General features: G+C 50.1%; 6 protein-coding genes and 1 pseudogene. 5 read left to right on the top strand and 2 right to left on the bottom strand.

The genetic code is table 11. The annotated features are described in order from the left end of the window. Positions 1-12 precede the first annotated feature (12 nt). Positions 13-420 (top strand): ferric iron uptake transcriptional regulator, encoded by a 408-nt coding sequence (fur, locus tag AAGC78_RS21540; RefSeq protein ID WP_435786166.1) that lies wholly within the window; start codon positions 13-15, stop codon positions 418-420. A 68-nt stretch (positions 421-488) separates the two neighbouring features. On the opposite strand, the gene recN is transcribed toward fur, so the two are convergent. Together recN and AAGC78_RS21530 are read right to left on the bottom strand one after the other, a co-directional pair. Further along, the gene (gene recN, locus AAGC78_RS21535; RefSeq protein ID WP_435786165.1) at positions 489-2,156 is read right to left on the bottom strand and encodes a DNA repair protein RecN; all 1,668 of its coding nucleotides are present in this window, start codon (positions 2,154-2,156) and stop codon (positions 489-491) included. Between the two features lie 135 nt (positions 2,157-2,291). Further along, a complete protein-coding gene (locus AAGC78_RS21530; protein ID WP_435786164.1) occupies positions 2,292-3,911 on the bottom strand; it encodes a methyl-accepting chemotaxis protein in 1,620 nt (539 codons plus the stop codon). 381 nt (positions 3,912-4,292) lie between these two features. Here AAGC78_RS21530 and grpE point away from each other — a divergent pair, with 381 nt between their 5' ends. From grpE to AAGC78_RS21510, 4 genes and pseudogenes are all read left to right on the top strand, one after another. Beyond that, positions 4,293-4,862 (top strand): nucleotide exchange factor GrpE, encoded by a 570-nt coding sequence (grpE, locus tag AAGC78_RS21525; RefSeq protein WP_435786163.1) that lies wholly within the window; start codon positions 4,293-4,295, stop codon positions 4,860-4,862. Between the two features lie 196 nt (positions 4,863-5,058). Further along, on the top strand, positions 5,059-6,999 hold the full coding sequence (gene dnaK, locus AAGC78_RS21520) for a molecular chaperone DnaK (protein ID WP_435786162.1): 1,941 nt from the start codon (positions 5,059-5,061) through the stop codon (positions 6,997-6,999). A gap of 212 nt (positions 7,000-7,211) precedes the next feature. Further along, the gene (gene dnaJ, locus AAGC78_RS21515) at positions 7,212-8,327 is read left to right on the top strand and encodes a molecular chaperone DnaJ (protein WP_435786161.1); all 1,116 of its coding nucleotides are present in this window, start codon (positions 7,212-7,214) and stop codon (positions 8,325-8,327) included. 72 nt (positions 8,328-8,399) lie between these two features. After that, positions 8,400-8,647 (top strand): annotated as a pseudogene (locus AAGC78_RS21510) (Fis family transcriptional regulator); the annotation flags it as partial.

Raw genomic sequence — 8,647 nt, 5'->3', positions numbered from 1 at the left:
TTGGGGGAAATAATGGCAGACGGTAACCACGAACTGCGCAAAGCGGGTCTTAAAGTGACCTTGCCTCGTGTGAAAATTTTGCAAATGCTTGAGTCCTCTGAAAAGCATCACATGAGCGCGGAAGATGTTTATAAAGCGCTGATGGAACAGGGTGACGATGTAGGCTTGGCGACTGTATATCGGGTATTAACCCAATTTGAGACCGCCGGTTTGGTAGTGAGACACAATTTCGACGGCGGACACTCAGTATTTGAGGTTGCACGCGGTGAGCATCATGATCACATGGTCGATATAGATTCCGGCACCATCATTGAGTTCCATAATGATGAAATCGAAGCGCTGCAAAAGCGTATCGTTGCGGAATACGGTTTTGAACTGACCGATCACAGTTTGGTGTTGTACGTCAGAAAAGCTAAATAGCGTTATTTTTTTGATGTAAAAAAGGGCGATTACTATCGCCCTTTTTTTATTTGCAGCGTTTGGCTCAACTACAGCTCCAGCATTTCCCGCGCATGGGCCAAGGATTGGTCGGTAATTTTCAAACCGCCCAACATCCGCGCAATCTCCTCTACTTTGCCCTCGCCAGTCAGTTCTACCAAGGTAGATTCCGCGCTCTTCTTGCTTGCGGTTTTGACCACTTGCAGATGTTGATGACCTTTGCTGGCCACCTGCGCCAGATGGGTCACACAGATTACCTGCCCCCGCTCGCCTAATTGCCGCAACAATTGGCCGACCACATCGCCAGTCGCACCGCCAATACCCACATCGACCTCATCGAATACCAGTGTCGGTGTGGCTGAGGTTTTCGCGGTGATCACCTGAATCGCCAAACTGATGCGCGACAACTCCCCGCCCGAAGCGACTTTGGCGAGTGGGCGCGGTGCTTGGCCGGGGTTGGTGCTGATTAAAAATTCCACGTCTTCCAAGCCGTTGGGACCAGGCTTATCGGTGAGCGGCAGCAAGCTGACACTGAGGTTGGCGTTGGTCATTGCCAATAATTTGAGCTGTTCATTCACTTGCTTGGCGAGGCTGGTGCCCGCTTTGCCGCGTTTGGCCGACAATTGTTCTGCCAATTGGCGATAGGCTTTTTCTGCCTGCGCAACCTGCTGCGCGAGTTGGTCGAGCTTGCCGTCGCCGCCCTGTAACTGTTTCAGCTCTGCACTTAGTTTTTCGATAAACGCGGGCAACTCTTCCGGTTGGATGCGGTGCTTGCGCGCAAGGTCGTAAATAGCTGAAAGGCGATCTTCGACAATCGCGAGGCGCGCCGGGTCGAGATTGAAACTGTCGATATGACGATCAATTTCGTGTTGCGCTTCCTCAACTTGAATTTGCGCGCTGGTGAGCAGCTCTTCTGCAGTCTGCAAAGCGGCTGATTTTTCCGGCAGGCTGCGCAAGATATGCAGAGCGCGATGCAAGTTAACACTCAAACCTTGCTCGTCATCGCCACAAAATGCCGCCAGTTGCTGGCTGCCATGCAAAATTTCTTCGGCATTGGCGAGGCTGCGCTGCTCGGCTTCCAATTTTGCAAGTTCACCTTGTTGCAGGCCGAGTTGTTCCAGCTCGTTAAATTGATAGCTGAGCAATTGGAAGCGCGCACTCACATCGGCGGCGTTATCACGCAGGTGGATAAAATGTTCAAGGCGGCTCTGCCACTCGCGGAAGGCGAGGCGCACTTGTTTGGCGAGGTCGGTTTGTCCGGCAAATTCGTCGATCAGGCGGCGATGGGTATCTTTGATCAGCAGCGATTGATGCTCATGCTGGCTGTGAATATCGATCAGCATCTCGCCCAAAATCCGCAGCTGCTGCAAGGTGACCGGCTGGCCGTTGATGTAGGATTTGGATTTGCCTTCGTTATTGATCAAGCGGCGCAGCAGGCACTCCTGTGGATTATCCGGTTGCTGCAAATCCATATTGAGTAGCCACTCCTGAGCGCTGGGGATGGCGCTGGTATCGAAGGTGGCAGTGATGTCGGCACGGCTGGCGCCAGTGCGCACCCGGTCGGCTTCGGCGCGGTCGCCCAGGGTCAATGCGAGGGCATCGAGCACAATCGATTTGCCCGCTCCTGTCTCACCGGTAATCACCGTCATACCGGGTTTGATGTCCAGATCCAGCCGGTCTACCAAGGTAAAATTTTGGATATTCAAGTGAGTGAGCATGGGCGCCTCGCAAGCGTTGCAGCAATAAAAAAGCCAGACGCTTAAGGTTAATAAATGTCTGGCTATTTATACAGTATTTGGCGCGCTAGTGGCAAGACATCCGCAGCGGCTCTGTGGATGCTCGCCGATAATAAATTACAGGCGGAAGCCCTCCAGGCGGCGGCTGAGTTCATCGGAGGCATCGCGAATTTGCTGTGATGCCAGCAAGGTGCCGCGCGCGGCGTCTTTTGTACCCAGCGATGACTGCTCAACATGGCTGACGTATTCGAGGATCAAGCTACTCGCCTGCACGTGTTCGATCAGGGAGTTGCCGATGTGCGCCACCATTTTGGCAACCTCATCAGTCTCGCTGCGCACGCTCTCGACAATCTCGCCGCCTTGGCGGGTTTGGCCGATTCCCTCTTTCAGCTGGATCACCATGTCATCCATATTCTGCTTGGCGACACGGCTGGAGTTTTGTACGGCAGTAATGGTTTCGCTGATTTCAGTAGTTGCCTGGGTTGTACGCTGCGCTAATTGGCGTACCTCATCGGCAACTACCGCAAATCCGCGCCCTTGCTCACCGGCGCGCGCCGCTTCAATCGCCGCATTCAGGGCGAGCAGGTTGGTCTGGTTGGCGACTTCGCTGATCACCGAAATCACGGCGGAGATACTGTTAATCCGGCCGGCGAGATCATCGATACTGCCTTGGGTTTGCACCACGCTGTTGTCGATCTCAACAAAACTTTTGACCGCGTTGGAAATCATCTTCTGACCCTGGGTTGCGGTCTTGGATGCGTGATCAGTTTGGTTGGTGGCGATCTTGGCTTGCTGCATCGCATCCTTGGTCTGCATGTTGAATTCCTCCGCAGACGAGGCGATTTTTATGGTGTTGACGCTCTGGTCTTCTGCCATGGCCGTGCTGGTCTCAGCTTTGTGGACGATATCGTCGCTAATGGAATGCAGGCGCGACACCATCTGCGAGATGCCGCCAATCACTTCACGCAATGCATGGCGCATGCGCACCACCGATCCGTAGATACTGTCTTCCGGTGCCTGATGGGAGTTGCGCTCGGTCAGGTCGCCACCTGCTACAGCGCGCACCAAGGTAAGCACTTCTTTCAATTCGGCACCCAAACCACTATCCAGCTTGCGGGCGAATATCACTACGGGAACGACTATCACCAGCATCACCAACATACACACGGTGAGCTGCCATTTGGCGGTTTCCCAGAAGCGTGCGTTGACTTCGTTAAAGCCGATGCCGGTGCCCACTACCCATTTCCAGCGCGGTGACAGCTTGGCGATGGAGAGCTTTTCTTCAATCGAGCCATCGGCTTGTTTTTGGGTCCAGTTGTAACGCGCCATTTCACCGTGAGCTTGTTCCACTGCTTTTTGCAGGATCTCGCCAACGCTCTTGCCGTTACCATCTTTAAATTCATGGAAGCTGGTGCCGTGGATTTGCGGGTCGAGTGGTGCAGCCACAAAATTCAGCTTTTCATCGGCGACATAAACGTATTCCGACTTGTGATAAATGTTATTGCGCAGCAGCGTAGTAGCGATTTTTTTTGCTGTTTCATCATCCATCTCGCCGCGTGCGGCCATTTGTTCCATTTGGATGACGGTGGCGTAGGTGCTATTGAGCAATTGCTCTACTCGAGCAGCATTGTCTTTTTCGCTGGAATAGCTAACGGTAAACAGTCCAATCAGCATAATTCCCAGTAAGCCGACGAGGATTTGGGCGGATACAATCCAGATTTTGATACGCAGTGACATTAGGCCCCCTGGGAATGGCTCAGTTATAGATATAAGAAATATGACCTTAGGTGTGATGGACAACGTTGTCAAATAGTATTTAAAACACTATTCGCTGCTTTTATACCCAGCTGTCATATGTCTTGGGGATTCCCTATTTTGGCGCACAAATATCTATTTTTGATGGGCCTATGCCCGTTTTTGGATAGGGTTTGCTGCCGATTTTTTCCGTTGCTGGCGCGAGAATCTTTCATCTTGAACGCACCTTATCAACATCCCTGTGTTGAAAACTTTGCCAATAAAACTTGAATCCCCCCGACCAAGCCCCATATAGCCCCCACAGTAATTCAAGCGGACCTATGTTGTTTCTGGCGTCCGCCCAACCTGCGATTGGAGAAAACAGTGTCCACCCAAGACTATACCGATATTCAAAACACCGGCGAGCCACAGAATCCTGCCGAGGAAGCGGCCGAGCAATCCCAGCCGGCGAACGAGCAGAGCCTTGAAACATTGCAGGCGCAATTAGCGACTCTGGCGACTGCTTACGAATCTGCCAAAGAGCAATCGCTGCGCTCGCAAGCCGAGGCGCAAAATGCTCGTCGTCGCGCTGAACAGGACGTGGAAAAAGCCCACAAGTTCGGTTTGGAAAAGATGGTGAATGATTTATTGCCGGTAGTGGATAACCTGGAGCGTGCACTCACCGCCATCGACACCAGCAATGAAGCATTCGCTGCGGTGGTTGAAGGTATCCAGCTTACACATAAATCATTTGTCGATGCGCTGGCGCGTCATCAAGTGATTGCAGTGAGCCCGGAAGGCGAGCCGTTTGATCCGAATTTGCATCAAGCAGTGTCTGCCGTTCCCAATCCTGATGTTGAGCCTAATACCGTGCTCAACTGCTTTCAAAAGGGTTACACCTTGCATGGCCGTTTAGTGCGTCCGGCAATGGTAGTGGTTTCCAAAGCGCCCTGATTCTCGTGAGAGATAACAAAAGGGTGCGCTGGAAATTGCGCAGAAAGTGAGGATTTTTTGTGCGCTGGACTTGAATTAATTTCCCGCGTGCCAATATAGAAAACAACTGCCGATAGCGGCAAGAAACCAACAGATCAGTGCAAGTGATTAACGTAATTGCACTCAGCAACACATAGCATTTTTTAGGAGCAACACCATGGGCAAAATTATCGGCATCGATTTGGGTACCACCAACTCTTGCGTATCTGTATTGGAAGGCGGCAAACCAAAAGTGATCGAGAACGCCGAAGGCGATCGCACTACGCCGTCAATTATTGCATTCACTAACGACGATGAAATCTTGGTTGGTCAATCAGCCAAGCGTCAATCCGTTACTAACCCGCACAACACTTTGTACGCGGTAAAGCGTTTGATTGGCCGTAAATTCAAAGATGACGTTGTGCAAAAAGACATCTCCATGGTGCCTTACAAAATTGTTGCCGCTGATAACGGCGATGCATGGGTAGAAGTGAAGGGCGATAAAAAAGCACCGCCACAAATTTCTGCTGAAGTATTGAAGAAAATGAAAAAGACCGCTGAAGATTATCTCGGCGAGTCAGTAACCGAAGCAGTAATTACCGTTCCGGCTTACTTTAACGATTCACAGCGTCAAGCAACCAAAGATGCTGGTCGTATCGCGGGTCTGGATGTAAAACGTATCATCAACGAACCAACGGCTGCAGCACTGGCATACGGTTTGGATAAAGGCGTAGGCGATCGCACTATCGCGGTATACGACTTGGGTGGCGGTACCTTCGATATTTCCATTATCGAAATTGCTGACGTAGATGGCGAACACCAATTCGAAGTACTTTCAACCAACGGTGATACTTTCCTTGGTGGTGAAGACTTTGATATGCGCTTGATCGAATTCCTGGCGGAAACTTTCAAGAAAGATACCGGCATCGATTTGCACAACGATCCATTGGCATTGCAACGCTTAAAAGAAGCGGCAGAAAAAGCCAAGATTGAATTGTCTACCAGCCAGCAAACCGAAGTGAACTTGCCGTACATCACTGCTGATGCAACTGGCCCGAAACACTTGGTAGTGAAATTGACGCGCGCCAAACTTGAATCATTGGTAGAAGAGTTGGTGACTCGCTCTATGGAACCAGTGAAGCAAGCGATCAAAGATTCAGGCAAATCGCTGAGCGAAATTGATGATGTAATTCTGGTAGGCGGTCAAACCCGTATGCCACTGGTACAAAAAGCGGTTGCTGATTTCTTCGGCAAAGAAGCGCGTAAAGATGTAAACCCGGATGAAGCTGTAGCAATCGGTGCTGCAATTCAAGGTTCAGTATTGTCAGGCGATACCACTAACGTATTGTTGTTGGACGTAACTCCATTGACGCTTGGTATTGAAACCATGGGTGGCGTTGCGACTCCGTTGATCGATAAAAACACCACGATTCCTACCAAGAAATCGCAAATTTTCTCGACCGCGGATGACAACCAAACTGCAGTAACGATTCACGTTGTACAAGGTGAGCGTAAGCAAGCGTCGCAAAACAAATCTCTCGGCCGTTTTGACCTGAGCGATATTCCACCGGCGCAACGCGGTATGCCACAAATTGAAGTAACCTTCGACATCGATGCGAACGGTATTTTGAACGTAAGCGCGAAAGACAAGGCTACCGGTAAAGAACAATCTATCGTGATCAAAGCTTCTTCAGGTTTGAGCGATGAAGAAATCCAGAAAATGGTAAAAGATGCTGAAGCCAATGCTGATGCTGACCGTAAGTTCGCTGAAGTAGTTGCTGCGCGTAATACTCTGGAAGGTTTGATCCACGCAACGGAAAAAACCCTGAAAGAAGCAGGCGATAAAGCAACTGCAGATGAGAAGTCCGCAATCGAAGCTGCCTTGACTGAAGCGCGCGATGTTGCCAAAGCGGATGATCTGGCGAAGATCGAAGCTGCAACAACCAAACTGACTGAAGCTTCAAGCTCATTGGCGCAAAAGCTGTACGCTGAACAACAAGCAGCTGGTGCAAACGCTGGTGCTGGTGCAGGCGCACAACAAGCAGGCGGCAACAACAATGCAGCCGATGACGGTGTAGTTGATGCCGAATTCGAAGAAGTGAAAGAAGATAAAAAATAAGCATGTAAGTGCTTATTAAAAGGTAATAAAAACAAATGCGGGCCAGTGCCCGCATTTGTCATGTAAGAATCAGCTAAATGTAGCCCGTATGGAGTGTAACGAAATACGGGGAATGGTTTAAATAATCAACCCCGTATTACGCCAGGCTCCATACGGGCTACGATGAAATTATTATTTGAAATGTAAAACACATTTCTACTATCGGTGTAACCATGGCAAAACGCGATTACTACGAAGTGCTCGGCGTCAAAAAAGATGTTGACGCAGCAGAATTGAAAAAAGCTTACCGTCGCGTGGCGATGAAATTCCACCCGGACAGAAATCCGGATGATCCCAGTGCGGAAGAAAAATTCAAAGAAGCAAACGAAGCCTACGAAGTGCTTTCCGATGATAATAAGCGCGCAGCTTATGATCGCCATGGTCACGCTGGTGTAGATGGTCAATCTGGAATGGGCGGCGGTGCCGGCTTCAACAATTTCAGTGATATTTTTGGCGATGTGTTCGGCGATATTTTTGGTGGTGGCGGACGTGGTGGTCGCGGTGGCCCTGCGCGCGGTTCAGACCTGCGTTACAACCTTGAGCTGAGTCTGGAAGAAGCGGTAAAAGGCACCAGCGTACAAATTAAAGTCCCAACTCTTGTTAGCTGTAAAACCTGTGATGGTTCCGGTGCAAAGGCCGGCAGCAAACCTGTTACTTGTACTACCTGTGGCGGTCATGGCCAAGTGCGCATGCAGCAGGGCTTTTTTTCGGTGCAACAAACCTGTCCAACCTGTCGTGGACGCGGCACCATTATTTCTGATCCATGCAAGTCCTGTCATGGTCAAGGTCGCACCGAAGAAACCAAAACCCTTTCCGTTAAAGTGCCTGCAGGTGTGGACACTGGCGACCGAATCCGTTTATCCGGCGAAGGTGAAGCCGGCGCAGACGGTGGCCCAAGTGGCGATCTCTACGTGCAAGTGCATGTGCGTGAGCACAATATTTTCAAACGCGACGGCGCTGACTTGTATTGCGAAGTCCCCATCGATTTTGTCGACGCTGCACTCGGTGGCGAACTCGAAGTTCCCACGCTTGATGGTCGCGTAAAATTAAAAGTCCCGGCAGAAACCCAAACCGGCAAACTCTTCAAATTGCGCGGCAAAGGTGTAACGCCCGTGCGCGGTGGAGGCGTAGGCGATTTGCTGTGCCGCGTAGTAGTAGAGACTCCAGTCAATCTCACCGGTAAACAAAAAGAATTGCTGCGCGATTTCCAAACGACAATGAAAGGCGGAAAATTTTCGCCCAAACAGTCGAGTTGGTTCGACGGGGTTAAGAAGTTTTTTAATGAGTAATTGAGATTGAAAAGCCGACCCGATAAGGTCGGCTTTTTTTATTAAGGTTTAAAATTTAAATACAAGAATACGATGAAACTAAGCAAAACCAATCAAAAACTGGATGACAATATATGCAAGTCGCTAACTGTTGCTTGCGAATCCTTTTGGGGTGAAATTGTTGGATTTTCCTGGTTGACGCATCGCGTGAATTACACCAATTTTCCAGGAAGTTTAGTGGTCACTTGTGTTTTTAATACTGATGAAGATATTGAAACCATGTTGGCGCTTAAGCAAGATGAAATCTTGCGTGCAACCATACAAAAACAACTACTTAAGGT

The organism is Cellvibrio sp., assembly GCF_039207905.1.
Taxonomy (GTDB): domain Bacteria; phylum Pseudomonadota; class Gammaproteobacteria; order Pseudomonadales; family Cellvibrionaceae; genus Cellvibrio.
The sequence above is the reverse complement of the archived record's forward strand: the minus strand, read 5'-3'. Positions and strand labels throughout refer to the sequence as shown.

Bases quoted from the DNA above. Each gene is read 5' to 3' on its own strand.
- fur (WP_435786166.1), top strand. From the start codon at position 13: ATGGCAGACGGTAACCACGAACTGCGCAAAGCGGGTCTTAAAGTGACC.
- recN (WP_435786165.1), bottom strand. From the start codon at position 2,156: ATGCTCACTCACTTGAATATCCAAAATTTTACCTTGGTAGACCGGCTG.
- AAGC78_RS21530 (WP_435786164.1), bottom strand. From the start codon at position 3,911: ATGTCACTGCGTATCAAAATCTGGATTGTATCCGCCCAAATCCTCGTC.
- dnaK (WP_435786162.1), top strand. From the start codon at position 5,059: ATGGGCAAAATTATCGGCATCGATTTGGGTACCACCAACTCTTGCGTA.
- dnaJ (WP_435786161.1), top strand. From the start codon at position 7,212: ATGGCAAAACGCGATTACTACGAAGTGCTCGGCGTCAAAAAAGATGTT.